Below are 25,745 nucleotides of genomic sequence, written 5' to 3'. Positions count from 1 at the left end.
GACGATGTCGCGGGCGTTGATCGTCGTCGACGTACAGAACGACTTCTGCGAGGGCGGGTCGCTGGCCGTGGCCGGCGGTGCCGCGGTCGCCGCCGATATCAGCCGGTATCTGACGGCGCACGCGCGGGACTACGCGCACGTGGTCGCCACCCGGGATCACCACGTCGATCCGGGTGCGCACTTCTCCGACGAGCCGGACTTCGTCGACTCGTGGCCACCGCACTGCCGCGTGGGAACGCCGGGTGCGGAGTTCCATCCGGCGCTCGACACCGCCCGCGTGGAGGCGGTCTTCTCCAAGGGGAGGTTCGAGGCCGCGTACTCGGGCTTCGAGGGCAGTCACGACACGGGCGAGTCGCTCGACGAGTGGTTGCGCCGGCACGGCGTCACCGAGGTCGACATCGTGGGCATCGCGACCGATCACTGCGTGCGGGCGACCGCGCTCGATGCGGCGGCCGCGGGGTTCGAGACCCGGGTGCTGCTGCCGTACACCGCGGGGGTGAGCGCGACGACCGTCGAGTCGGCCCTCTCGTCGCTCCAGGCGGCGGGTGTGGACCTGGTCGGACAGGTCGGCCCGCGAAGCTGACGGTGGTGCCCAGTACCCTGGCGCGGTGCCCGAACTCCCGAATGTGCCCGACCTGCTGCGCACCGCGGTGCACGCGCTGGGCGGCAAGGAACGGCGCAACCAGCTGACGATGGCGTCGGCCGTGGCGCATTCGCTGGACACCGGTGAGCACCTGGCCGTCCAGGCCGGCACCGGCACCGGTAAGTCGCTGGCCTATCTCGTGCCGGCGGTGCGGTATGCGGTGCAGACGGGCCGGACCGTGGTGGTCTCCACCGCGACGATCGCGCTGCAGCGTCAGCTGGTGGACCGGGACCTGCCGCGATTGGCCGACGCGCTGGCGACGGCGCTGGGTCGGCGTCCCCGGTTCGCGATTCTCAAGGGCCGCGGTAACTACCTGTGCCTGAACAAGATTCACACCGGTCTGGCGGAGGAGCCCCCGGCCGACGACCAGTTGTTCGATGCGTTCGCGCTGTCGCGGATCGGCCGGGAGGTGCGGCGGGTCACGGAGTGGTCGTCGACGACCGACACCGGCGACCGCGACGACCTCGTGCCGGGCGTGTCGGACCAGGCGTGGCGTCAGGTGAGTGTGAGCGCACGCGAGTGCCTGGGCAAGTCGCGGTGCCCGGTCGGTGAGGACTGCTTCGCGGAGATCGCCCGGGCCGAGGCCGGGCAGGTCGACGTTGTCGTCACCAACCACGCCCTGCTGGCGATCGACGCGATCAGCGGGCTGTCGATCCTCCCCGAGCACGACGTGGTGGTGGTCGACGAGGCGCACGAACTCGTGGACCGCGTCACCGGCGTCGCGACGGCCGAATTGTCCGGCGGCACCGTCTCGGCAGCTGCGCGGCGCTGCGTGAAATTGGTCGAGGACGCGGACGTGGACCGTCTCGAGGGGGCCGCGGAGAACTGGGAGGCGCTGCTCGAGGAGCTGCCGCCGGGACGGTGGGACGAGTTGCCCGACGGTGCGGGCGCGGCGCTGGCCGCGATCCGGGACGCGGCGTGGGCCGTGCGCACCGCACTGGGTCCGCCCAAGCCGGGGCTCGACGCCGAGGCCGCCGCCGCCCGCAACCAGGCGCTCGCGGACGTCGACGAGGTGCACGACTGCGCGGTGCGGGTGCTGACCGCCTTCGAGGAGACCGATCCCGCCGCGCGTCGGGACGTCGTCTGGCATGCCGCCGACGAGTTCCGCGGCAACACTCGGCACACGGTGCGGATGGCGCCGCTGTCCGTCGGCGGACTGCTGCGCTCCCGGCTGTTCGCCGAGGCGACGGTCGTGCTGACCTCGGCGACGTTGACGGTCGGCGGTTCGTTCGACGCGCTCGCCGTCAACTGGGGGCTGCCCCCGGAGTCTCCGGCCCGCAGCGACACGGGCGCAGCGTCGGGGACCGAACCGCCGTCCGACGACGGGGACCTGCGGTGGAACTCCCTGGATGTGGGATCACCGTTCGACCACGCCAAGTCCGGCATCCTGTACGTCGCCAGGCACCTGCCGCCGCCGGGCCGCGACGGGCTCTCCCCCGCGTACCTGGACGAGATCGCGGAGCTGGTCGCCGCGGCCGGCGGGCGCACGCTCGGACTCTTCTCGTCGATGCGCGCCGCGAAGGCGGCCGCGGAGGCGATGCGGGAGCGTCTGGACACACCCGTCCTGTGCCAGGGCGAGGACGCAACCGGCGCCTTGGTGGACAAGTTCGCGGCCGACGAACCGACGTCCCTGTTCGGGACTCTGTCGCTGTGGCAGGGCGTAGACGTCCCGGGGCCGTCGCTCTCGCTCGTGATCCTGGACCGGATTCCGTTCCCTCGGCCGGACGACCCGCTGCTGGTGGCGCGGCAACGGGCCGTGGAGGCGCGCGGGGGCAACGGCTTCCTGTCGGTGGCGGCCACCCATGCGGCGTTGCTGCTCGCGCAGGGCGTCGGGCGGCTGCTGCGCAGCACGGATGACCGGGGGGTCGTGGCGGTGCTCGATCCCCGCCTGGCGACCGCCCGGTACGGCGGATACCTGCGCGCGTCGCTGCCACCGTTCTGGGAGACCGCCGACCCCGAGGTGGTGCGCAAGGCGCTCACCCGGCTGCGCGGCTGACCGAGCCGCGACGCGTCGGTTCCCCGATTCGTTCCCGGGATTCCCGGAATTTCCGGCTGTTTCGCGGCAGCATCGAAGCAGGCGCAGCGGCCGGATTCGAAGGCCGCAGGGACAGGGAGCTTTCGGATATGCCACAGGGCGTCGTCAAGTGGTTCGACGAGGAGAAGGGGTTCGGGTTCATCGCCCAGGACGGAGGTGGTCCCGACATCTTCGTCCACTACTCGGAGATCGCCGGCACGGGCTTCCGCTCGCTGACGGAGGGCCAGCGCGTGGAGTTCGAGGTCGGGCTGGGCGTGAAGGGACCTCAGGCGGAGAACGTCCGCCCGGTGTGAGAACCGGCGCCGCCGCCGCGGCGCGGCATTCAGACCCGCAGACCTACGTCGACGATGGCTTTGGCGACCGACCGCACGGGCGCCTGATTCCTGCGGGCGTGGCCGCGGATCAGCCGGAACGCCTCGTCCGGGGTGATTTTCCGGGCCTGCGCGATGACGCCCTTCGCCTGTTCGATGACGATGCGCGAATCGAGAGCGGTCTGCAGTTGCGCGTTCAACTGCTCGTGCTGCCGAAGCTTGTTGGCGTTGACGATGTAACCGGTGGCCATGTCGGCACACACCTGCGCCGCCGCGATCTCACGATCCGCCCAGTCGCGTGGTTCGCACGCGTACATGTCGAGGGCGCCGATCTTCTCGTCCGCGAGCTGCATCGGGATCCCGGCCACCGCCGCGATCCCGTACTCGCGCGCCTTCTCTGCGAACTCCGGCCACAGGTCCTGGCGTTGCCGCACGTCGGCGACCGCGATGGGTTCGCCACGATCGAACGCGTACCGGCACGGTCCCACGCCGGTGTCCTCCTGGCAGCGTTCCATCTTCCCTACCACCTCCGCGGCCGCGGTGACGAACTGCAGCCGGCCCTCGCACTGCAGGCTCACCCCGCAACCGAGGAGGCCCAGAACGCCGGTCACTCCGTCGACGAGTTCGTCGAGCGCTGCCCCGACGTCGTAGGAGGTGGGCAGCCGGCGCGCGAATCGAGACAGTACCGCCATGAATTCGTCCTGGTCGAACACGCTGCGGTCCCTTCATCAGTACCCACAAATAGTGACATACATCACAGTGATCGGCTGGCGCCGTTCGGGTCACATGACATATCCTGATACACAGAGCGTCCGCCCCAGATCCCGGCGACGCTCTAATCGGAGCCGCCCCGACCCCCGGTGCTCCCCCTCTCGCTCTCCACGAATCGTGTGGACAAGTTCTCGGGAGAACACCGCGACACGTCGGCTGCTCGTCGTTCCACGTCGGTGTACCTCCTGGACACGATCCGCGAAGAAGGAACACCCATGGTTCACGTCGCCCCTTCCGCCACCCCCGCCGATGGCTCGCCGCTGCTCTCGGTGCCGGCGATCGTCGCCGGCGCGGGCACCCTCTCGTGCGGGCTCGTCGTCGCAATCAGTCATTCTCTCGCCCTCGGCGCCCTGGCGGCACTCCTCACGGTCGCGACGGTCGCGGGCGCGGCCCTGATGATCCGCCCCTGACCACCCGATCCGACCGGCTCTGCCGAGCCCACCCGAGCAAGGAACCGATGAACCACCCCGATCACCTCGCCCACCGGAGCACCGTCCCGGGTTCGGCGATGAGCACGGCCGAGATCAAGGCTCGTATCGACGCGATGTTCGCGGACGACCACACACGCGTCGACCGCACACCCGCCGCGACCCGGCGGCGCCCGGGATGGGCGTCGAGCCGGCGCGGCCCCAGAAGCTGACCACCGACGTTCTCCCGGCGTCGGTGGTCTCCGACCGGATCACCGGCTTCCGGACAGCGCCGCAGGGGGGCGCTTCCGGAAGCCGGTGATCCGTCACTGTCGGGTCACGGTGCCGCGCACTCTCGGGTCACGGTGCCGCGCACTCTCGGGTCACGGTGCCGCGACGAGCGCGGGGTGATCCGCCACGTCCCACCTCATCGAGACCGAGGTGCCGTCGGGGACGGAGACGACATCGGTGTGCGACGTCAGAGTCCGGATCAGCGCGAGCCCATGGCCGCGGCAACTGTCGCCGGACGCCGGGGTCCGCCATCGGCCGTGATCGGTGACGACCACCTCGACGGAGTGCTCGTCGGGTCGGTACACGGCCTCCAGGTCGACCGCACCGCGGTGATCTCCGGGTCCGTCGGCGTACGCGTGCTCGACGACGTTGGCCAGCGCTTCGTAGCTGGCGAGCAGCACGTCCTGTCCGAGTTCGGCCTCGAGGTGGAGGCGGTCCAGCCACCGGTCCAGGGCCTGCCGGAGCATCGTCACCTGGCCCGGCTCGGCGCGGACCCCACGGTAGAACATCCCGGTCGATGTGAACGCCTGAGAGGCGTGTCGCGAGTGCATCCTCCTCCTCGAATTTCGATGCGTCCTCGGTCGGACGCATCCGGTGTATACCCACGGCGGCGCGGTCCCATACCTCGAAGCGAGCATGTGCGCACAGCGACGGCGACCGTCCCGGTCAGGCGGCAGGGGCGACCCGCGCCGGATAGACGAATCCGGGCAGTACCCGCCCGGCCACGGTCGCGACGCCGAGGACGACGAGGAGCGCCGGGACCAGCGTGGTTCCCACGTAGCCGATCCCCGGGTCAGTGAGCCCGATCGCGCCGGCACACACGGCGGCGGGCACGTGCGGCGCCCGCAGCAGCGCCATGGCGACGACCGCGAGGCCCGCCGAGACGGCGGCTCCGGCCTGCGACGGACCGGCAACGGCCGCGACGACGAGCGCCGCGGCCGCGGCCGCGGGGTAGGCGCGCACGATCGCTCCGGGCCGGGCGGCCGGGGTGCCGGGTGCGAGAGCGATGAGGGCTGCGGACGCAACGTACGGCAGCCCGAACACCGCCCAGTGTGCGAAATTCTCGAGGGCGGCGAGCGCGCCGGCCGCGCCGATCGCGACCGCCCCCGGCGCGAGGGCGGCCGCCAGAGCACGGCCGGACCCGTCCGGTGCATCATCGAGCAGCGCGGGCATCCGACCAGGCTCCTTCCGCCTCGGGGGTGCGTCCGGGCAGAGTGCGTCCCAGGAATCCGCGGACGAGGTTCGCGATCTCCGGCCCGTGCGTCTCAAGGGCGAAGTGGCCTGCGTCGAGCAGGTGGATCTCCGCATCGGGGAGGTCGCGGGCGAATGCTTCCGCACCCGCGGGACCGAAGATTTCGTCGCCCCGACCCCACGTCACCAGGGTCGGCGGCCGCCAGGCGCGGAAGTACTCCTGGAACGCCGGGTACGCGTCGAGGTTGAACTGGTAGTCCCAGAACAACTGGAGCTGGATCTCCTTGTTGCCGGGTCGATCGAGGCCCATCTGGTCGAGCAGCCAGGCTTCCGGGGCGACCCGGTCGAGGCGGTCCTCGGGCACGCCGTGGACGTACTGCCACCGGGTCGCCTCCGGCTCGAGGAGGGCACGGACGGCGGGTTCGTGGGCGGTGCGGTCCTGCGCATGGGCGAAGAGGGGCTCCCAGAACGGGGTGAACCCTTCGCGGTAGGCGTTGCCGCTCTGGGTGATCAGCGCGGTGACGCGCTCGGGGTTCCCGGCCGCGATCCGCAGGCCGATCGGGGCGCCGTAGTCGTGGAGGTAGAGGGCGAAGCGGGTCAGCCCGATCCGGTCGAGCAGCGCGGCGGTGACCTGCGCGAGACGGTCGAAGCTGTAGTCGAACTCGTGGACAGGGGGCATCGCCGATCGCCCGAAGCCGATGTGGTCGGGGGCGACGAGGTGATACTCGTCGGCGAGCTCGCCGAGCAGATGCCGGAACATGTGCGAGCTGGACGGGAAGCCGTGCAGCAGAACGAGTGCGGGGGCGCCCGGGTCCCCGGCCTCGCGGTAGGAGACGTCGAGCCCGTCGATGGTTTCGGTGCGGTGACGGACGGCGGAAGCGGACATGAGTCCTCCTCGGATCGGTCGGAGAACGATCGTTCTCCAGTACGGGGTGTAGCGTAGAGAACGATGGTTCTCTACGCAAGAGGAGGGGCTCGATGGACGCGGACACCGCGCAGACCCGGCTGCTCGATGCCGCCGAGGAACTGTTCAACGAGCACGGCATCCAGGCCGTCGGCATGGACACGATCCGGTCCCGCTCCGGGGTGTCGCTCAAGCGGCTCTATCAGCTCTACCCCGCCAAGGACCGGCTCGTGGCGGCCGTACTGACCCGGCGTGATCACACCGTGCTGACGGATCTGCGCCGGTATGTCGACGCCCGCGCCGATCCGCGCGAGCGGGTTCTCGCGGTGTTCGACTTTCTCGAGGAATGGTTCGCCTGCAGCGACTTCCGCGGCTGCACGTTCATCAACACGTTCGGCGAACTCGGCGGCATCTCCGGCGACGTCGCCGAGATCGCCCGCGCGCACAAGGACGCGTTCCGGCGCTACCTGCGCGGACTCGTCGCGGACGCGGGTAGCCCCCCGGCACTGGGCGACCAGCTGGCGATCCTGGCCAACGGGGCCATGGCGACGGCGGCGATCTCCGGTTCCCCCGCCGTCGCCCGGCAGGCCCGCGACGCCGCACGCGTCCTGCTCGACGCGAGCGGCCCCCGAACCCCGAGCTGAGGACCAGCTAGGCGAGCACGACCTTGCCGAGTTCGACGTCCGACGCGAGCAGCTCGTGGTGCGGAAGCACCCGCACCGTGTAGCCGACCGACCCGGCCATCGGCAGCGCGACCTCGACCTCGAAGACCTCGCCCAGCGGATCCGTGCCCGTGTGCCGCATCGGCACCGTCACCACGTCGGACAGGGTGTCGTCGGGTCCGACCCGGCCGACGACCGCCTGCACGACCACGTCGCCGGCACGGAGACCACCGAGGTACACGTGGGCGGTCAGGGCCAGCTTGGACCCGATCTCCGGGATGTCCGGCAGTCCGGCGCTGTCGACCTGGGCCACCCGCACGGCCGGCCATGCGGCCTCGGCGCGGCGCCGGTAGTGGGCGAGCTGCCGCGCCCCGGCGAAGCCGTCGGCGACCGCCTCGCGTGCGGCGGCAGCGGCCGGCGCGTAGTACTGCACGGTGTAGTCCCGGACCATGCGGGAGGCGAGCACCTTCGGACCGAGGTTCTGGAGCGTGTGCCGCACCATTTCGATCCATCGCCTGGGTACACCGCTGCCGTCCCGGTCGTAGAACCGCGGCAGGACCGACCGCTCGAGCAACTCGTACAGGGCGCTGGCCTCGAGATCGTCCCGGCGATGTTCGTCCATCACCCCGTCCGCGGTGGGGATGGCCCAGCCGTTCTCACCGTCGTACATCTCGTCCCACCAGCCGTCGCGGATGGAGAGGTTGAGCCCGCCGTTGAGAGCCGACTTCATCCCGGACGTCCCGCATGCCTCGAGCGGACGCAGCGGATTGTTCAGCCACACGTCGCAGCCCCAGTAGAGATACCGGGCCATGGACATGTCGTAGTCCGGCAGGAAGACGATGCGGTGACGCACGTCGGCCGCATCGGCGAACCGCACCACCTGCTGGATCAGTGCCTTCCCGCCGTCGTCGGCGGGGTGACTCTTGCCGGCGACGACGAGTTGCACGGGACGGTCCTCGTCGAGCAGCAGGGCCCGCAGTCGTTCCGGGTCGCGCAGCATCAGGGTGAGCCGCTTGTAGGTCGGCACCCGGCGCGCGAACCCGACGGTGAGAACGTGCGGGTCGAACACCCCGTCCACCCAGCCGAGTTCGGCCTCGGTGGCGCCGCGCTGGAGCCAGGACCGGCGCAGCCGCCGGCGGATCTCCTCCACCAGTTGCGCACGCAACGTGTTACGGGTGACCCACAGCTCGCGCGGTTCGACCGTCTGCAGCAGTTCCCAACCCTTGGCTTCCTCCACCCGGTCGGGACCGGCGAGGCGGTTGGCGAACTCGAGCCACTCCCGGGCGGCCCACGTGTGCGCGTGCACGCCGTTGGTCACCGACCCGATCGGGACTTCGCCTGCGTCGAAGCCGGGCCACAGGTCGACGAACATCTCGCGGCTGACCCGGCCGTGCAGCTTCGACACGCCGTTGCAGCGCTGGCCGAGCCGCAGACCGAGATGAGCCATGTTGAACACCCGCGAGTCCGATTCCCGGCCGAGGGCGAGGATGCGGTCCACTCCCAGGCCGGGCAGCAGCGCCGACTCGTTCTCGCCGTTCGGCCCGGAGAAGTAGTGCCGGACGAGTTCCGCCGGGAACCGGTCGATGCCCGCGGGCACCGGGGTGTGGGTGGTGAAGACGGTGCCGGCGCGTACGGCGGCGAGCGCCTCGTCGAAGTCCAGACCGGCGCCCGTGACCAGTTCGCGAATGCGTTCGGCACCCAGGAACCCGGCGTGTCCCTCGTTCATGTGGAACACCTCGGGATCGGGCAGTCCCGCGATGCGGGTGTAGGCCCGGACGGCGCGTACTCCGCCGACCCCGGCCAGGATCTCCTGCTTGATGCGATGGTCCTGGTCGCCGCCGTAGAGACGGTCGGTAACCCCGCGCAGTTCCTCGTCGTTCTCGGCGATGTCCGAGTCGAGCAGCAGCAACGGAACGCGACCGACCTGGGCGATCCACACTCGGGCGGTGAGGGTGCGATGGCCGGGCATCGCGGCCTGGATCAGCGCGGGGGTGCCGTCCGCCTCAGTCAGCAGCCGCAACGGCAGCCCCTGCGGGTCGTAGTTCGGGTAGTGCTCGCTCTGCCATCCGTCGGCGGTCAGGGACTGCCGGAAGTAGCCGGAACGGTAGAGCAGGCCGACACCGATGAGCGGCAGTCCGAGGTCCGAGGCCGCCTTGAGGTGGTCACCGGCCAGGATGCCGAGTCCGCCGGAGTAGTTCGGCAGGACCTCGGAAACACCGAACTCCATGGAGAAGTAGGCGATGCCGGACGGCAGCCGGGTGCCCTCGTTCTGTTCGTGCTGGTACCAGCGCGGTCTCGCGAGATAGTCGTCGAGATCGGCCGACTCGGCGTCGAGCCGTGCGAGGAACTCCTCGTCCGCGGCGAGCGCGTCGAGACGGGCCGGCGGCACTTCGCCGAGCATCCGCACCGGGTCCTGCTCGACGCGACGCCACAGGCCGGGATCGATCGAGGCGAACAGGTCCTGCGTGGGTGTGTGCCACGACCAGCGCAGGTTGACGGCGAGCGGGCCCAGGCCGGCCAGCCGCTGGGGAAGGTGGGCTCGTACGGTGAACCGACGCAAGGCTCTCACCCCGGGAAGACTACCGACAATCCGCCGTCCGCGAAGACCGGCAAATGCGGCAGACGTCCGGGGGCCGGGCCGGGTGGCCGGCGAACAGGCCGGGGACGTTTCCGTGCCGCGCCTCGACGGGGCGGTTCGTGTCGGCGGCAGGACTCGGACGAGGGCGCCGATGCCCCTCCCGTTTAGTCGCGTCGGCGCCGGGTAACAGCTGTCTGGGAGCTCCGGCGACGTTACGCGTCGCACGAGGGGACGGCGGTGCGCCCCTCCATTACGGTTGGAGACGGGCCGCGTCCGACGGGCTCGTCAGCAGTCCGTGCAAGGGAACGGAGCCAGCGTGACAGACGGAACGGAGCGAGCGTGACAGGTCGAATCGGAGCCAGCGCAACAGGACGGCTCGGCATCGACGATGTCCGTCCCGACATCTCGGGCGGGCGACATCCGGTCAAGGCCGTCGTCGGGGAGGTGCTTCCCGTGTCGGCGGTCGTGTGGCGCGAGGGTCACGACGCCGTCGCCGCCACCCTGGCCGTGCGCGGGCCGGGCTCGGACCCGGAAAGCGAGGGAAAGCTGATCCGGATTCCGATGGTTCCCGGCGAAGCACCCGACACCTTCCACGCCGTATTCACCCCCACCAGTCCGGGACTGTGGACCTACCGCGTCGAGGCCTGGAGCGACCCGGTCACCACGTGGCGGCACGCGGTGGACGCGAAGGTCGCCGCCGGGCAGGGCCCGGAAGACCTGGCGAACGACATCGAGATCGGCGCCCGGCTGTTCGAGAAGGCCGCCAAGACCGCGCCGCGCCCCAACCGGCCGGCCCTGCTCGCCGTCGCCGCGGCGCTGCGTTCGGAGCGGCCGCTGGCCGACCGGATCGCGCCCGCCTTCGCCGCCGACATCACCGAGATCCTGCGGGCCAATCCCCTGCGCGAGCTGGTCACCCGCGGGAAGGCATACACCGCCGTCGTCGACCGGGAACGGGCACTGTTCGGTTCCTGGTACGAATTCTTTCCCCGCTCGACGGGCGGCTGGAACGAGGACGGCACACCCCGGCATGGCACCTTCGCCACCGCCGCGGCGGAGCTGCCGCGGGTCGCCGCGATGGGATTCGACGTGGTGTATCTGCCGCCCATCCATCCCATCGGCAAGATCAACCGGAAGGGACCGAACAACACCCTCACCGCCGGCCCGGACGACGTGGGCTCGCCCTGGGCCATCGGTTCCGACGAGGGCGGCCACGACGCGATCCACCCCCAGCTCGGCACGGAGGACGACTTCCGCGCCTTCGTCGCCCGTGCGCGCGAACTGGATCTCGAGGTCGCTCTCGACCTGGCGTTGCAGTGCGCCCCGGACCACCCGTGGGCGAAGGAGCACCCCGAGTGGTTCACGGTCCTGCCGGACGGCACGATCGCCTATGCGGAGAACCCGCCCAAGAAGTACCAGGACATCTATCCGGTCAACTTCGACAACGATCCGGACGGCATCTACGCCGAGGTACTGCGCGTGGTGCGGCACTGGATCAGCTTCGGCGTCAAGATCTTCCGCGTCGACAACCCGCACACCAAGCCACCGAACTTCTGGGAGTGGCTGATCGCCGAGGTCAAGCGCACCGACCCCGACGTGCTGTTCCTGTCCGAGGCGTTCACCCGGCCCGCCCGCATGTACGGGCTCGCCCGACGCGGGTTCACGCAGTCCTACACGTACTTCACGTGGCGCGTCGCCAAGTGGGAGCTGACCGAGTTCGGCCAGGAGATCGCGGCGAAGGCGGACGAGGCGCGTCCGAACCTGTTCGTCAACACCCCCGACATCCTCCACGAGACCCTGCAGCACGGCGGCCCCGGGATGTTCGCGCTGCGCGCGGCACTGGCCGCCACGCTCGCACCGTCGTGGGGGGTGTACTCCGGTTACGAACTCTACGAGCACATCCCGCTGCGACCGGGCAGCGAGGAGTATCTCGACTCGGAGAAGTACCAGCTACGTCCGCGACGGTTCGACGAGGCCCGCCGTCGCGGTGAATCGCTCGAGCCGTGGATCGCCACGCTCAACCGCATCCGGCGGGCCCACCCGGCTCTGCAGCAGCTGCGCAACATCCACTTCCACCACATCGACAACGACGCCCTGATCGCGTATTCGAAATTCGATCCCCGGACCGGGGATTCGGTCCTCGCCGTGATCAACCTCAATCCCTTCGGGGCCGAGCAGGGCACCATCTGGCTGGACATGCCGGCGCTCGGTCACGAATGGCACGACCAGCTCACGGTGTTCGACGAGGTGTCCGGCGCGCAGTACTCGTGGGGTCAGGCCAACTTCGTCCGGCTCGAACCCTGGCGCGCCGTCGCGCACATTCTGGCGTTGCCGCCGATCGGGGTGCCGACGCGAACCACCCTCGCCTACAGGAGGAACTCGTGACCGTGCCCCCGATTCGTCGCCACTCCCCCAGCCCGCACGACCTGGCCCGGCTGACGGCCGGCGAGCACCACGATCCGCACTCGGTGCTCGGCGCCCATCCACACCCCGAAGGCACGATCATCCGGGCTCTGCGCCCGCAGGCGGAGAAGGTGGCGGTGCGCATCGGCGGCATCGATCATCCCCTCGAGCCCCTCGGTCACGATGTCTTCAGCGCGCTCGTCCCGGTGCACGACCTGTCGGACTACCGCCTCGTGGTGACCTACCCGTTCGAGCACACCGTCGTCGTCGCGGACCCGTACCGCTTCCTGCCCACGCTCGGGGAGTTGGACCTGCACCTGTTCGCCGAGGGCCGGCACGAGCGGCTGTGGGAGATCCTCGGGGCGCATCAGCGTTCGTACGAGACCCCCGACGGCCCGGTCCGGGGCACGTCGTTCGCGGTGTGGGCGCCCGGCGCGCGGGGCGTCACGGTCGTCGGCGACTTCGACGGCTGGGGCGGCCGGCTCGCGCCGATGCGGGTCCTCGGTTCCAGCGGCGTGTGGGAACTGTTCCTGCCCGACGTGGAGCCGGGTGCGCTGTACAAGTTCCGGATCCACGGCCGCGACGGCTCGGTCCAGGACAAGGCCGACCCGATGGCGTTCGCCACCGAGGTACCCCCGGCGACGGCCTCGGTGGTGCACCGGAGCAGCTACGAGTGGGGCGACGACGCCTGGCTCGCCGCCCGGGCCGAATCCCGCCCGTGGCAGGAGCCGATGAGCGTCTACGAGGTGCACCTCGGCTCGTGGCGGCCCGGTCTCGGGTACCGCGAGCTGGCCGACCAGCTCGCCGAGTACGTCGCGGCGGCCGGTTTCACCCATGTCGAGCTGCTGCCGGTCGCCGAGCACCCCTTCGGCGGCTCGTGGGGCTACCAGGTCACGTCGTACTACGCACCCACTGCGCGATTCGGCACGCCCGACGAGTTCCGTGCGTTCGTCGACCGGCTGCACGCCGCCGGCATCGGCGTGATCGTGGACTGGGTGCCCGCCCACTTCCCGAAGGACGAGTGGGCGCTGGCCCGGTTCGACGGCAGCGCCCTCTACGAACATCCGGATCCGCACCGCGGCGAACAGCTGGACTGGGGCACGTACGTGTTCGACTTCGGTCGCCGGGAGGTGCGCAACTTCCTCGTCGCCAACGCGCTGTACTGGATCGACGAGTTCCACATCGACGGCCTGCGCGTCGACGCGGTCGCCTCGATGCTCTACCTCGACTACTCGCGGCCCGAGGGCGGCTGGACCCCCAACGTGTACGGCGGCCGGGAGAATCTCGAAGCGGTGGCCTTCCTGCAGGAGATGAACGCGACCGTGCACAAGCTCCACCCCGGCGTCGTCACGGTCGCCGAGGAGTCCACGGCCTGGCCCGGCGTCACCCGGCCGACCCATGCGGGCGGTCTCGGGTTCTCCATGAAATGGAACATGGGCTGGATGCACGACACTCTCGGATACATCGGCCGGGACCCGGTGCATCGCACGTACCACCACCACGAGATCACCTTCTCCCTGGTGTACGCCTGGAGTGAGAACTTCGTCCTGCCCATCAGCCACGACGAGGTCGTGCACGGCAAGGGCACGCTCTGGACCCGGATGCCGGGCGGCGACCGGGAACAGGCCGCCGGCCTGCGCGGACTGCTCGCGTACATGTGGGCGCACCCCGGCAAGCAACTGCTGTTCATGGGACAGGAGTTCGGCCAGACCGCGGAGTGGTCCGAGGAACGGGGCCTGGACTGGTGGCAGCTCGACGATCCGCACAACGGGCCGCTGCACCAGGGCGTCCACCAGCTCGTCACCGACCTCAACCGGATCTACCGGGAACACCCCGCCCTCTGGACGCTGGACACCTCACCGAGCGGGTACTCGTGGATCGACGCCAACGACTCGGCGAACAACGTGCTGAGTTTCCTCCGGCACGGGAGCGACGGTTCGGTCGTGGCGTGCTTGTTCAACTTCTCCGGATCGACCCATTCGGACTATCGTGTCGGACTACCCGAAACAGGACAGTGGTCGGAGATCCTCAACACGGATTCGACGGCTTACCAGGGCAACGGCATCGGCAACCTCGGTGCCGTGACGGCCACGGCACGCTCCTGGCACGGGCGCCCGGCGTCGGCGGAGGTGACGCTGCCTGCTTACGGTGCGATCTGGCTGACGCTGCAGCGGTGACCGCCGTCCTCGGACGACAGGAGAAGACCAGGTGACTCGGACGCGGCTGCCGTTCCGCCTCGCGGTACCGGCGCTGGCCGTGATGGTGCTCGCCGGATGTGCCGCTCGTATCGAGGGCACCGCCGTCTCCATCTACGACAACCCGTTCTCCGTGGCCGGTCTGCCGGTCTCCTCGGGCCCCAGTGGTCCGCGGCCCGGCGCCACGGATGCGCCGGTGACGATCGAGAACTCGGACGGCGGGGACGTCGACGTGCTCGCCGGCAACGCCGTCGCCGACATCGAGGCCTACTGGACCGAGGAGTTCCCCCGCATCGCGCGAGGAGCGTTCGAGCCCGTCGGCACGATCGTCTCGTGGGATCCCGACGAGCGCGGCCCGAGATTCTGCGGGGAATCCACGTTCGAATTCGTCAACGCCGCATACTGCAACCGCGACGACGTCATCGGCTGGGACCGCACCTACCTGATGCCGCAGCTCATCGAGACGTTCGGTCCCATGGCGGCCGTGACGGTGCTCGCCCACGAGTACGGTCACGCCGTGCAGTTCAAGGCCGGAACGGTTGCCGAGGACGATCCGGGCATCGTGTTCGAACAGCAGGCGGACTGCTTCGCGGGCGCCTTCATGCGGCACGTCGCCGCCGGCAACTCGGAGCACTTCCGGCTCAACACCTCGGACGGGCTGAACTCGGTGCTGGCGTCGATGGTGTCCTTCCGCGACAGCGATCCCAACGACCCGGGTGCGATCCACGGGTCGGCATTCGAACGTGTCACCGCGTTCCAGATCGGCTTCACCGACGGTGCGGGATCGTGCACCCGCATCGACGCCGCCGAGATCGAGTCCCGGCGCGCCGATCTACCGCAGTTCTTCGACAGCTCCGACGACGGCGAACTCCCCGTGACCGAGGAGTCGGTGGAGGCGCTGATGGCGTCGTTCCGCCGGGTGTTCGATCTGCCGCGGCAACCGGAACTGGACCTGACCGGGGCCGACCTCGGCTGCCCGGATGCGAAGCCCACGTCCCCGGTGTCGTACTGTCCCGCCACCAACACCATCGGCGTCGACGTCGAGGAACTTGCGGACCGCGGCACTCCGCTGCAGACCGGCGCCGGGGGCATCACGACCGACGTGCGAGGCGACTACGCCGCGTACGTCCTGCTCGCATCGCGCTATGCGCTGGCCGTGCAGAACGCCGCCGGTCAGGCGCTCGTCGAGCCTCGGACGGCGCTGCAGGCGGCCTGTCTCGCCGGTGTGATCAGCGCCGAACTGAGCCCCGACAGCACCGGCTCGCAACCGGCCGAGGACATGGTGTGGCTGTCACCGGGGGACCTGGACGAGGCCGTCTCCGGTCTGCTGGCCGACGGTCTCGCCGCCAGCGATGTCAACGGCAACACCGTGCCGAGCGGGTTCTCCCGGGTCGACGCGTTCCGGACGGGGGTTCTCGGCGGGGAGGCCGCCTGTTCCGGGCGCTACCACTGAGCCGCCACCGCCGAGCCGCCGCCACTGAGCCGCCGCCACCGAACAGTGTGCGGTGGGCGATCCGGAAAGCCGGAGCGCCCACCGCACGGGGGAGAATTCAGTACAGCGCCGACGCCAGCTTGCGCCGCGCCGCGACAACGAACGGCTCTGCCGGGTCGAACAGCTCGAACAATTCGAGCAGCCGCGCACGGGCCGCGTTCCTCTCGTCACCCGCGCTGCGGGCCACGAACCCGATCAGCCGCGCGAACGCAGCCTCGGGCTGCTGCGCGAACAGTTCCGCGTCGGCCGCAGCGAGCTGTGCATCGAGATCGGCCGGGGCGGCATCCGCCCGGGCGATCGCGTCGGCCGGCACAGTCTGCGCCCGGGCGAGGAACCGGACCTGCCGCAACGCGGCCAGAGCGTCGGCATTGGCGGGCTCGGAATTGAGGATCAGCTCGTACGCCGCTTCGGCACCCGCCAGGTCCCCCGCATCGAGGGCCTGCTCGGCCGCGACGAATCGCGGGTCCTCCGCCGGTTCCTCCGCGACCTCCCCTCCGGGCGGGCCGGACAGCTTGCCGGCGACCGCGTCCTGGATGGCGGCAAGCCATTGCCGGAGCTGCGGTTCGGGCTGGACGCCCTGGAAGTCGGCGAGGGGTTGTCCCGCGGCGATGGCGACGACGGTCGGCACGGACTGCACGCCGAACGCCTGAGCGATCCGCGGGTTGGCGTCCACATCGACCTTCGCGAGAACCCAGTTGCCGCCGCCCTCGTGCGCCAGCTTCTCGAGAACCGGTGAGAGCTGCTTGCACGGGCCACACCAGGTGGCCCACAGGTCCACGATGACCGGGACCTGCATCGAGCGCTGCAGCACCTCGGCCTCGAACGTGGCCTCGGTGACGTCGACGACGGGCGCGAGGCCGGTCGCGACGGCGGCGCCGGAGTCGGACTGCGGCGGAGGTGGGGGGGCGGCGGCCCGCTCCTTGAGGGGCGCGAGATCCACCGCGCCGGACATTGCCGCGGCGGTCGCGGCGGAACGTGCTGACGGACGGGAACCTGGTCGAGTCACGGTGTCCAGTCTGTCACGTTCCGCGCGACAGGTGACAGCAGGTCAGGCGAGTGCGGGCGCGTCGGCCGGACGCGCCTGCGTGGACAACTCCGCGAGACGGCCGGTGCGCGCAGCCCACCACTCGAAGACGATCGTGCCGAACGGCGGGATGGAGGAGATCAGGGCTAGGCCGGTGGTGACCAGGTTCCACTTCAGCGCCCGTGCGGTGAGGAGAGCGACGAGGACGAAGGCGACGAACACGCCGCCGTGCAGCGGCCCGAAGATCTTCACGCCGATCTCGTTGCCGTTCTCCGGCAGATACTTGAACGCCATACCGACGAGCAGGCCGGCCCAGGTGAAGGCCTCGAGGATTGCGACGAAGCGGAACCGCTTGGCCGGGGTGCTGAGATCGAAGAAGTTCGCCATGCACACCATTGTGCCGATCGCCTACGACGACCCGTCGTTGCTGTGAGAGACGTCACGGCCCCGACGCACTGCGTCGAGGCCGTGACAGGAGTAAGGAGCGGCGGGTTACGCCTTGGGGACGCGGACGATGAGGGCGTCGCCCTGGCCGCCGCCGCCGCACAGGGCCGCGGCCCCGACCCCGCCGCCGCGGCGGGCCAGCTCGAGGGCCAGGTGCAGCACGATCCGGGCCCCGGACATCCCCAGCGGGTGCCCCAGCGCGATCGCCCCGCCGTTGACGTTCACCCTGGCCGGGTCGATCCCGAGCTCACGGGCCGAGGCGATCCCCACCGCGGCGAACGCCTCGTTGATCTCCACCAGGTCCAGCTCGGCCGGCTCGAGGCCCTCCCGCGCGCAGGCCTTCGCGATCGCCCGCGCCGGCTGGGACTGCAGCGTCGAGTCCGGACCGGCGACCACCCCGTGCGCGCCGATCTCGGCGAGCCAGGACAGGCCGAGCTGCTCGGCCTTGGCCTTGGACATCACCACCACCGCGGCCGCGCCGTCGGAGATCTGCGAGGCCGAGCCGGCGGTGACGGTGCCGTCGGGGGCGAACGCCGGCCGCAGCTTGGCCAGGGACTCGGCGGTGGTGTCCGGGCGGATGCCCTCGTCGGCGGTGACCACGACCGGGTCGCCCTTGCGCTGCGGGATCGACACCGGCACGATCTCGTCGTCGAACAGCCCGTCCTTGTGCGCGCGGGCCGCCCGCTGGTGGCTGGCGGCGGCGAACGCGTCCTGCTCGGCGCGGGAGACGGCCGCCGCGCCGGTGTTGGCGGCCTCGGTCAGGGCACCCATGGCCTGGTCGGTGAAGATGTCGTGCAGCCCGTCGAAGGCCAGGTGGTCGCGCAGGGTCACATCGCCGTACTTGAACCCGGCGCGGGAGTCGGCGAGCAGGTGCGGGGCCCGGCTCATCGACTCCTGGCCGCCGGCGACGACGACGTCGAACTCGCCGGCGCGGATGAGCTGGTCGGCCAGCGCGATCGCGTCGATGCCGGACAGGCACACCTTGTTCACGGTCAGGGCGGGGATGTCCATCGGGATGCCGGCGGCGACGGCGGCCTGGCGGGCCGGGATCTGCCCGGCCCCGGCGGTGAGCACCTGCCCCATGATCACGTACTCGACCTGCTCGGGGGCGACCCCGGCCTTGGCCAGGGCCCCGGCGATGGCGACCCCGCCGAGGTCCGAGCCGGAGAAGTCCTTCAGGGCGCCCTGCAGACGCCCCATCGGGGTCCGGGCTCCGGCAACGATGACAGAACTGGTCACGAGGGTTCCTCCGGTGGTGGGGTCACGGCTCCTGCGCGGGGCTGCGGGCGGACGAGCCCCATCCCGGCGCATACTGATCTAACGTTAGCGCTAACGTCTTTATTCATGACTGAGACCTCCCCCACTTCGACTCCGCTCGCGGCTCTGAGCTCCGGGCTCGTGACTGCCATCGACCACGTCGGTATCGCCGTTCCCGACCTCGACGCCGCCCTCACCTGGTACGCCGAGAACCTCGGACTCGTCTCGACCCACGAGGAGGTCAACGAGGAGCAGGGCGTGCGCGAGGCGATGCTGTCGGTTCCCGGCTCGCCCGAGGGCGCGACCGCGATCCAGCTGCTCGCCCCGCTGAACGAGAACTCGACGATCGCGAAATTCATCGACCGCAGCGGCCCGGGCCTGCAGCAGCTCGCCTACCGCGTCAGCGACATCGATGCCGTGTCCACCGAGCTCCGTGCCCGGGGCGTGCGCCTGCTGTACGACGCCCCGCGACGTGGCACCGCCGATTCGCGCATCAACTTCCTCCACCCCAAGGACGCCGGCGGCGTGCTCGTCGAACTCGTCGAACCCGCCGCACACGGATCGCACTGACAACCCGCGTCCCGCCCGGTCGACCCGCCCGGTGTGCGCTGCCGCAGCATTAGCACAGGGAGGCGGCACGCGCAGCTCCGGCTGCCGCGAGCAGGTAGATTGGCGCCATGGTCTTCGATCGCGATCGCACCCCCAGCCACCTGCCCTTCTCGATCGTGCGCAAGGGATTCGACCGCGACGAGGTGACCAACTACTTCGCCAGATTCGAAGCCGAGCTGCGCGTGACCGCGACGGACCGGGATGCGGCCGCCGCCCAGGCGCGCGACCTGGCGAGACAGTTGGAGAACGCTCGCAACGAGATCGACGAGTTGCGCAAGGATGTCGATCGTCTCTCGGTGCCGCCCACCACGGCCGAGGGTATGAGCGACCGAATCTCCCGCATGCTGCGCCTCGCCTCCGACGAGGCGTCCGAGCTGCGGGCCCGGGCCGAGGCCGATGCCGCCGAGATGATCTCCCTGGCCGAACAGGAAGGCATCCGGCTGCGCGGCGACTACGAGGCGATGATCGCCGAACTCGCCGAGCGGCGTAAGGCGTTCGAAGCCGAGCACGCCCGGACGATGTCCGAGGCACGTGCCCAGGCCGCCCGGATCGTCGCCGCCGCCGAAGCCGAGCGCGATCGTCTCGCGGCGGAGGCGGAGGCCAAGCGGGACCAGGTTCAGCAGGATTTCGAGATCGCCATGAGCGAGCGCCGCAGCAAGGTCCTCGGCGCTCTCGACGAACTCGAACGATCCAGCAAGGCCGAGGCCGAACAGCGTCTCGAGATCGCATCACGCGAGGCGGCACGCCGGCTCGAGATCGCCACCGAACAGTCCGAACGGAAGATCGCCAACGCCCGCGATCTGACCGAGGAACTGCGGGTGCTGCGTGGCCGCATCCTCAGCCAGCTGGACGGTGTGCGCGGTCAGCTCGAGGCGGTGCCCTCGATGCTGGCTGCCGTGACGCGCGAAGGTGAGCTGCTCGACCGCGACCGGGACGCGTCCACCACCGACGGCGACACCGATGCGACCACGGAGATCGCCACCGAAGAATCCGAGAAGGAACCGGCCACCAAGGAACTGCCGGCGACGGCCGGCACGTCCGAGGACAGCGACCGGAAGAGCGGGCCGGGCGAACAGGGGAAGCGGTCCGGCAACGAAGCACCTGCGACCGACCGGCTCGGCCGGTCACCCGCGGTGGCCAGCAAGGTCCGCAACTGAGCCGACGTCAGGACCGCGACGGCGAGCCGTCAGGACCACGACGGCGAGCCGTCAGGACCACGACGGCGAGCCGTCAGGACCACGACGGCGAGCCGTCAGGACCACCGTCGGGTCGGTCCGCGGGTGCCGCGGCCGGACCAGCAGCCGTTGTGCCAGTGCCGGCGTTCGTCTGCTCCCCCTATGTCGTCGGCGGGCCAGGCAACCACGTGCGGCGTTCCCGGCGCGATCTCGTGATCGCATCCGGGGCACCGGTACGCCTTCGTTGCTCGCGAGCCGGGGACGGTGCGCACGGTGTAACGCTCGGATTCCGCACCCCACGGGCCCGATTCGGTGCGGGACGTCGCCCCGGAGAACGCCGACGCGCCGGTCTCGGGCCGGCGCCTGCGCTGTGATCGGGGGGTATTGCGGCGCGGCATCTCAGAACAGCCGGAACTCGTTGCTCTCGGTGCCGCGCAGCGCCTCGTAGTCGAGCACGAGGCAGCGGATACCGCGGTCGGTGGCCAGGGTCTTGGCCTGCGGCTTGATCTGTTGTGCCGCGAAGACACCGCTGACCGGCGCGAGCAGCGGGTCCCGGTTGAGCAGCTCGAGATACCGCGTGAGCTGTTCGACGCCGTCGATCTCGCCTCGCCTCTTGATCTCGACGGCCACCGTGCCGCCGTCCGCGTCCCGGCACAGCAGGTCCACCGGACCGATGGCCGTCGGGTACTCACGCCGGACGAGGGTGTAGCCGCGCCCGAGGGTTTGGACGTGCTCGGCGAGCAGTTCCTGCAAGTGCGCCTCCACACCGTCCTTGATCAGGCCGGGATCCACGCCCAGCTCGTGGCTGGAATCGTGCTCGATCTCCTCGATGGTGATGCGCAGCTGCTCACCCGCCTTGTTGGTCACCACCCACAGAGCGTTCGCATCTTCCGCGGACTCCTCGACCAGCCAACACGGCGGACTCATCCAGTTCAGGGGCTTGTAGGCGCGGTCGTCGGCGTGCACACTGACCGATCCGTCGGCTTTGACCAGGAGCAGCCGACGCGCCATCGGCAGGTGTGCCGTCAGACGTCCGATGTAGTCGACTCGACAGCGGGCAATCACAAGGCGCACGTTGCCACCCTAGAGGATCGCCCCGGACTACTCTCGAACGACCATGCCTCGCACTCGTCGCATCTCGCCACTCGGCTCACCGCTGCTCGGCGCACCCGCGGAATCCGTCCAGCGCCAACGTGTTCGCGTGCAGACGTTGCTCACCCTGCTGTTGCTGGGCACGAACATCGCGGGTGCTGCGATCACGGCGGTACTGATCAATGTCGTCATCCCGGGTCCCTCGGTGCTGCGCCCGGAGTTCGTCGTCGTCACCGGTGTCGTCGCGCCGGTGTACGTCGTGGGGGCGATCGTCCTTGGAACGATCGTCGGGACGCGACGCGGGCTCGCACAACTGCGCTGGATCCTCGAGGACCGGGATCCCTCGCCGGAGGAACGTCGCGCCACGATGCGGTTACCGATGCGGCTCACCGCCCAGCAGGGCGCGTTCTGGGCCCTGGGACTGGTGCTGTTCGCGACCGCCTTCGGGGTGCTCGATCCGCGCACCATCCCGAAGGTCGCGTTCACCATTGCTCTCGCGGGACTGACGGTCTGTGGCTTCGTCTTCCTCTTCAGCGAGTTCGCACTGCGACCGATCGCCGCCCGGGCCCTCGAGGCCGGCGCGACCCCGCGGCGCCGTCTCACCGGCACCAGCGGACGCATCATGGTGGCGTGGGTGCTGGGCAGCGCCGTTCCCGTCATCGGGTTGATGCTCGTCGCGGTCTTCAGCTTCGTCCGTCCCGTGTCGCCCGTCCGCTTCGCGGTGACGATCCTGACGATCGGCGGACTGGCGTTGGTGTTGGGATCGCTGCTGATGTTCCTCACCGCCCGGCGAAGCATCGCGCCGATCGAGTCCGTGCGGGCGGGCATGGCCCGCATCGAGGGGGGCGACCTCGATGCGGAGGTCGTCGTCTACGACGGGACGGAACTGGGCGAATTGCAGGCCGGATTCAATCGCATGGCCGACGGCCTGCGTGAGCGCGAACGGATCCGCGACGTCTTCGGCCGGCACGTCGGGCAGGACGTCGCCCGGGCGGCGCTGGCCTCGTCACCGCGGCTCGGCGGCGAAGAACGTGATGTCGCGGTGCTGTTCATCGACATCATCGGTTCGACGGCAATGGCTGCAGATCGTCCGCCGACCGAGGTCGTACAGTTGCTCAACCGCTTCTTCGAAGTCGTGGTCGAGGAGGTCCACCGCGTCGGCGGTTTCGTCAACAAGTTCGAGGGCGACGCGGCACTGGCCATTTTCGGCGCCCCGGTGGCAATGGACGATCCGCCGGGCAACGCCCTGGTGGCCGCCCGGACGATGGCACATCGACTGCGCACCGACGTCCCCGAGTGCGAGGCGGGGATCGGGGTCGCAGCCGGACTCGCAGTGGCCGGAAACGTAGGGGCTCACGAGAGGTTCGAGTACACGGTCATCGGCGATCCGGTGAACGAAGCTGCGCGACTCTCGGATCTGGCCAAGACGATCCCCGGCCACGTCGTCGCCTCGTCCCGGGCAGTAGAGGCGGCCGCCGATCACGAGCGCACGAGATGGGCGCCGAAAGGTGAAGTGACCCTGCGCGGGCGGTCGGAAGTGACCCGACTGGCGGTGCCGTCGGCGGACTGACCCCGCCGGCATTTCCAGGGCTTTCGGTGGTCCCGGCGGACCCGGAAATGCCGGAAGCCCCCCGACGAGGTCGGGGGGCTTCCGGTAACGGGTGTTCGGCGGTGTCCTACTCTCCCACACCCTGTCGGGTGCAGTACCATCGGCGCAGACAGGCTTAGCTTCCGGGTTCGGAATGGGACCGGGCGTTTCCCTCCTGAGTTAGGACGTTTCGCTTAGTACCCCGCTTCGAACCCGAGGCGAGACAGAATTTCCTGGTCGGCGGCCGGGATCTGCGGCGGAAAGTCCTGGACGGCGGCGTTGATCGCGATCGTCGAGGTCCGCAGCGGCCGCAGTTGCTTGACCACTCGTGCGATCGCGACACCGGTCCGGTCCTGAACACAGCGCGCGACTGCCAATGCCGCGAACACGATGGTCAGGTGTGCGTCGATCACGTCGCGGGTGCGGTGGAAGATCGGCCGTGCCCGCAGATCGGTCTTCGACATGCGAAACGACTGCTCGACATGCCAGAGATCGTGGTACTTGCCGATCACCTCACCCGGTTCCATCAGCGTGACCGGAATGTTGGTCACGTATCCCTTCAGGCCGACGAGGGACCGGGCCCTGCCCAGGGCGGCACCATCGAGTTGCTGACCGGCCGTGGTGGTCTTGACGAACCGAGTGGCCTTGGCTTTCTTCGTGCCGCCTGAGTTAGGACATTTGGCTTAGTGTCCCGATTCGAACCCGAGACGGGTGAGAATCTCCAGCTCGGCAGCAGGGATCTGCGGCGGAAAGTCCTGGACGGCACCGTTGATGGCGATGGTCGAGGTCCGCAGCGGCCGCAGTTGCTTGACCAGCCTCGCGACCGCGACACCGGTGTGGTCCTGGGCGCAGCGGGCGACGGCCAGAGCGGCGAACACGATGGTCAGGTGCGCCTCGATGGCGTCGCGGGTGCGGTGGAACATCGGCCGTGCCCGCAGATCGGTCTTCGACATGCGAAACGACTGCTCGACATGCCAGAGGTCGTGGTACTTGCCGATCACCTCGCCCGGTTCCATGAGCGTGACCGGGATGTTGGTGACGTATCCCTTCAAGCCGACCAGCGATCGAGCTCGTGCCAGCGCGGCATCATCGAGTCGCTGACCTGCGCTGGTGGTCTTGACGAAGCGCGTCGCCTTCGACTTCTGGGTGCCCTCGACCACCGCCCGCGCCCTCGCCTCCTGGGCATTGAGAGTCTGGTTGTCGCGCACGGCACGTTTGCGGGTGTACTGCCAGATCGCCCGCCACGAGGTGGGATGCCGAACCGGATCCCAGACCGGTTCGGCCCGCCTTTTCACGGTGTTGACCACGCTGCGGGCGTGCCGGGGGGTGACGGTGTCGATGATCTGCCCATCGGTGAACACATCACCGTGCCAATGGAAATGGGACGTCAGATCAGCGGGCGCCTTCGTCACCCGGGAGCCGACGATGAACTTCAGGCCGGCCTCGTCGAGAGCGGTGAGATTCGCCGCCGACAGCATGCCGGCGTCGGCGGCGATGACCATCTCCACGCCCTCGAGGTCGTGCCGGGCCTGGAACTGACGCACCATGGGGACCAGGGTGTGGGTTTCGGCCTTGTTGCCTTCGAAACAGGCGATCTCCAGTGGGAACCCGGTGCGGTCGACGAGCAACCCGACCACGATTTGTGGATCGACCCGGCGCTCTTTGGAGTAGCCGACCTTGCGCAGGTCGTCTTCCTTCTCGGCCTCGAAGTACAAGGTGGTCACATCGAACAGCAGCAATCCCAACCCGCCGGTGCTGGCCGCGTACTCGAAGCAGCGGCGGGCGATCCGGTCGCGGTAGTCGCCGGTGATGATCTGCGCGAGGTGGCGTTGAATCGTTTTGTACGACACCGGATCAGCGCCGAGATCGCCGAGGACGCGCAGGGCATCGATCTTCGAGGTCGGTTCGACGATCCGGGCGATGACCAGGTCTTTGAACACCGCGTCGTCGATGATGTCGAAGCCGAGCCCGTCGTAGACGAAGGTGAGCACGTCGTAGAGCAACCGGGCGCTGGTGCGCACGGTTCGTCCCGCCCCGGCGAGCTCGCCACCCTTGCTCGTCGTCGGGCCGGGCAGTTGGCCGGTCCGCCAGTCGGCAACATCGGCGATCTGCTCGACGGGCGTCGGCACATCCAGCTCCAGCACGCCTTGATCGCCGTGCAGCAGGTGTCGGGCTCGTTCGAGCAGAATGCCCAGCTCGACGTCGGTATGCGCGGACCCGACGTGAGCGAGGATCTCGTGCCGGCCGCGGTGTTTGCGCACGACCTGCACCGCGACCGCTCCGGATGCGGTGCGCACTTTCCGCACGAATGCCACGGCCCGAACCTACCTGCTTAGTGTCCCGATCCGCTTCGTCGACGTCGTGAATGCGCAGGTGGAAGCCTCGACAGGTGTTCTACCCGCCAGTAATGTCCTAACTCAGGACTGACCCCGCCGGCATTTCCAGGGCTTTCGGTGGTCCCGGCGGACCCGGAAATGCCGGAAGCCCCCCGACGAGGTCGGGGGGCTTCCGGTAACGGGTGTTCGGCGGTGTCCTACTCTCCCACACCCTGTCGGGTGCAGTACCATCGGCGCAGACAGGCTTAGCTTCCGGGTTCGGAATGGGACCGGGCGTTTCCCTGTCGCTATGGCCGCCGTAACTCTGCGAAACGTCACGCATCAGAGTTCTCGAATACCC

Annotated in this window: 23 protein-coding genes, 2 rRNA genes and 1 pseudogene; 12 read left to right on the top strand and 14 right to left on the bottom strand. The window is 69.7% G+C overall.

The features are described 5' to 3' along the window. Positions 1–4: 4 nt before the first annotated feature. The 3 genes from QNA09_RS07880 to QNA09_RS07870 all read left to right on the top strand — a co-directional run bounded on the left by QNA09_RS07880 (position 5) and on the right by QNA09_RS07870 (position 2,971). On the top strand, positions 5–583 hold the full coding sequence (locus QNA09_RS07880; protein ID WP_017681063.1) for an isochorismatase family protein: 579 nt from the start codon (positions 5–7) through the stop codon (positions 581–583). Positions 584–608: 25 nt separating this feature from the next. After that, on the top strand, positions 609–2,639 hold the full coding sequence (locus QNA09_RS07875) for an ATP-dependent DNA helicase (RefSeq protein ID WP_040271612.1): 2,031 nt from the start codon (positions 609–611) through the stop codon (positions 2,637–2,639). A gap of 128 nt (positions 2,640–2,767) precedes the next feature. Then, the gene (locus tag QNA09_RS07870) at positions 2,768–2,971 is read left to right on the top strand and encodes a cold-shock protein (protein ID WP_040271610.1); all 204 of its coding nucleotides are present in this window, start codon (positions 2,768–2,770) and stop codon (positions 2,969–2,971) included. 29 nt (positions 2,972–3,000) lie between these two features. On the opposite strand, the gene QNA09_RS07865 is transcribed toward QNA09_RS07870, so the two are convergent. Beyond that, a complete protein-coding gene (locus QNA09_RS07865; RefSeq protein ID WP_010596751.1) occupies positions 3,001–3,702 on the bottom strand; it encodes a GAF and ANTAR domain-containing protein in 702 nt (233 codons plus the stop codon). 273 nt (positions 3,703–3,975) lie between these two features. On the opposite strand from QNA09_RS07865, the gene QNA09_RS07860 reads away from it, so the two are divergent. Together QNA09_RS07860 and QNA09_RS07855 are read left to right on the top strand one after the other, a co-directional pair. Continuing rightward, a complete protein-coding gene (locus QNA09_RS07860; RefSeq protein ID WP_225223441.1) occupies positions 3,976–4,170 on the top strand; it encodes a hypothetical protein in 195 nt (64 codons plus the stop codon). A 47-nt stretch (positions 4,171–4,217) separates the two neighbouring features. After that, the gene (locus QNA09_RS07855) at positions 4,218–4,400 is read left to right on the top strand and encodes a hypothetical protein (protein WP_010596749.1); all 183 of its coding nucleotides are present in this window, start codon (positions 4,218–4,220) and stop codon (positions 4,398–4,400) included. Positions 4,401–4,550: 150 nt separating this feature from the next. Here the strand turns inward: QNA09_RS07855 and QNA09_RS07850 are convergent, their stop codons facing one another. From QNA09_RS07850 to QNA09_RS07840, 3 genes are all read right to left on the bottom strand, one after another. Next, positions 4,551–5,009 (bottom strand): ATP-binding protein, encoded by a 459-nt coding sequence (locus QNA09_RS07850; RefSeq protein ID WP_010596748.1) that lies wholly within the window; start codon positions 5,007–5,009, stop codon positions 4,551–4,553. A 115-nt stretch (positions 5,010–5,124) separates the two neighbouring features. Then, positions 5,125–5,631 carry an HPP family protein gene (locus QNA09_RS07845; RefSeq protein WP_203011633.1) on the bottom strand — a complete coding sequence of 169 codons (507 nt, stop codon included), beginning with the start codon at positions 5,629–5,631 and terminating at the stop codon, positions 5,125–5,127. After that, positions 5,612–6,535, bottom strand: coding sequence for an alpha/beta fold hydrolase (locus QNA09_RS07840; RefSeq protein ID WP_040271604.1), 924 nt, complete (start codon positions 6,533–6,535; stop codon positions 5,612–5,614). The genes QNA09_RS07845 and QNA09_RS07840 overlap by 20 nt, the downstream gene beginning before the upstream one ends. 92 nt (positions 6,536–6,627) lie before the next feature. Between QNA09_RS07840 and QNA09_RS07835 the strand changes: the two genes are divergently transcribed. Beyond that, positions 6,628–7,197 (top strand): TetR/AcrR family transcriptional regulator, encoded by a 570-nt coding sequence (locus QNA09_RS07835; RefSeq protein ID WP_010596745.1) that lies wholly within the window; start codon positions 6,628–6,630, stop codon positions 7,195–7,197. Positions 7,198–7,204: 7 nt separating this feature from the next. Here QNA09_RS07835 and glgP read toward each other — a convergent pair whose 3' ends face one another. Then, entirely contained in the window at positions 7,205–9,784 is a 2,580-nt protein-coding gene (gene glgP, locus QNA09_RS07830) for an alpha-glucan family phosphorylase (RefSeq protein WP_026137841.1), read from the bottom strand. A 348-nt stretch (positions 9,785–10,132) separates the two neighbouring features. On the opposite strand from glgP, the gene QNA09_RS07825 reads away from it, so the two are divergent. Genes QNA09_RS07825 through QNA09_RS07815 form a run of 3 tightly spaced genes read left to right on the top strand, consistent with a single transcriptional unit; the run spans position 10,133 to position 15,841 of the window. Beyond that, a complete protein-coding gene (locus tag QNA09_RS07825; RefSeq protein ID WP_010596742.1) occupies positions 10,133–12,175 on the top strand; it encodes an alpha-1,4-glucan--maltose-1-phosphate maltosyltransferase in 2,043 nt (680 codons plus the stop codon). Continuing rightward, entirely contained in the window at positions 12,172–14,370 is a 2,199-nt protein-coding gene (gene glgB, locus QNA09_RS07820) for a 1,4-alpha-glucan branching protein GlgB (RefSeq protein ID WP_010596741.1), read from the top strand. The genes QNA09_RS07825 and glgB overlap by 4 nt, the downstream gene beginning before the upstream one ends. Before the next feature lie 31 nt (positions 14,371–14,401). Further along, positions 14,402–15,841 (top strand): metallopeptidase, encoded by a 1,440-nt coding sequence (locus QNA09_RS07815; RefSeq protein WP_010596740.1) that lies wholly within the window; start codon positions 14,402–14,404, stop codon positions 15,839–15,841. A gap of 97 nt (positions 15,842–15,938) precedes the next feature. Here QNA09_RS07815 and QNA09_RS07810 read toward each other — a convergent pair whose 3' ends face one another. The 3 genes from QNA09_RS07810 to QNA09_RS07800 form a co-directional block, all read right to left on the bottom strand. Then, positions 15,939–16,832, bottom strand: a complete 894-nt coding sequence (locus QNA09_RS07810) for a tetratricopeptide repeat protein (RefSeq protein ID WP_010596739.1) — start codon at positions 16,830–16,832, stop codon at positions 15,939–15,941. Positions 16,833–16,928: 96 nt separating this feature from the next. Next, positions 16,929–17,300: a DUF3817 domain-containing protein gene (locus QNA09_RS07805; RefSeq protein ID WP_017681051.1), complete on the bottom strand. Its 372-nt coding sequence runs from the start codon at positions 17,298–17,300 to the stop codon at positions 16,929–16,931. A gap of 96 nt (positions 17,301–17,396) precedes the next feature. After that, entirely contained in the window at positions 17,397–18,587 is a 1,191-nt protein-coding gene (locus QNA09_RS07800; RefSeq protein ID WP_308072392.1) for an acetyl-CoA C-acetyltransferase, read from the bottom strand. Between the two features lie 105 nt (positions 18,588–18,692). Between QNA09_RS07800 and mce the strand changes: the two genes are divergently transcribed. Both mce and QNA09_RS07790 read left to right on the top strand, forming a co-directional pair. Further along, a complete protein-coding gene (mce, locus tag QNA09_RS07795; RefSeq protein WP_026138156.1) occupies positions 18,693–19,175 on the top strand; it encodes a methylmalonyl-CoA epimerase in 483 nt (160 codons plus the stop codon). A 107-nt stretch (positions 19,176–19,282) separates the two neighbouring features. Beyond that, positions 19,283–20,371 carry a hypothetical protein gene (locus QNA09_RS07790; protein WP_010596965.1) on the top strand — a complete coding sequence of 363 codons (1,089 nt, stop codon included), beginning with the start codon at positions 19,283–19,285 and terminating at the stop codon, positions 20,369–20,371. A gap of 95 nt (positions 20,372–20,466) precedes the next feature. Here QNA09_RS07790 and QNA09_RS07785 read toward each other — a convergent pair whose 3' ends face one another. Both QNA09_RS07785 and nucS read right to left on the bottom strand, forming a co-directional pair. Next, positions 20,467–20,787, bottom strand: coding sequence for an ATP/GTP-binding protein (locus tag QNA09_RS07785; RefSeq protein WP_072786587.1), 321 nt, complete (start codon positions 20,785–20,787; stop codon positions 20,467–20,469). Between the two features lies 1 nt (position 20,788). Continuing rightward, on the bottom strand, positions 20,789–21,463 hold the full coding sequence (gene nucS / locus QNA09_RS07780) for an endonuclease NucS (protein WP_203011630.1): 675 nt from the start codon (positions 21,461–21,463) through the stop codon (positions 20,789–20,791). Between the two features lie 43 nt (positions 21,464–21,506). On the opposite strand from nucS, the gene QNA09_RS07775 reads away from it, so the two are divergent. After that, a complete protein-coding gene (locus QNA09_RS07775) occupies positions 21,507–23,051 on the top strand; it encodes an adenylate/guanylate cyclase domain-containing protein (RefSeq protein WP_026138157.1) in 1,545 nt (514 codons plus the stop codon). Between the two features lie 97 nt (positions 23,052–23,148). Here the strand turns inward: QNA09_RS07775 and rrf (QNA09_RS07770) are convergent. From rrf (QNA09_RS07770) to rrf (QNA09_RS07755), 4 genes and pseudogenes are all read right to left on the bottom strand, one after another. Beyond that, a 5S ribosomal RNA gene (rrf, locus tag QNA09_RS07770) occupies positions 23,149–23,263 on the bottom strand. After that, positions 23,264–23,731: pseudogene (locus QNA09_RS07765) on the bottom strand (IS1634 family transposase); the annotation flags it as partial. Between the two features lie 21 nt (positions 23,732–23,752). Further along, positions 23,753–25,384, bottom strand: coding sequence for an IS1634 family transposase (locus QNA09_RS07760; RefSeq protein ID WP_203011628.1), 1,632 nt, complete (start codon positions 25,382–25,384; stop codon positions 23,753–23,755). Between the two features lie 205 nt (positions 25,385–25,589). Next, positions 25,590–25,706 (bottom strand): 5S ribosomal RNA (gene rrf, locus QNA09_RS07755). Between the last annotated feature and the right edge of the window lie 39 nt (positions 25,707–25,745).

It is taken from the genome of Rhodococcus sp. AH-ZY2, from assembly GCF_030916465.1.
Taxonomy (GTDB): Bacteria; Actinomycetota; Actinomycetes; order Mycobacteriales; family Mycobacteriaceae; genus Rhodococcus; species Rhodococcus ruber.
Note: the sequence above shows the minus strand (reverse complement) of the source record. Positions and strands in the feature narration are given on the sequence as shown.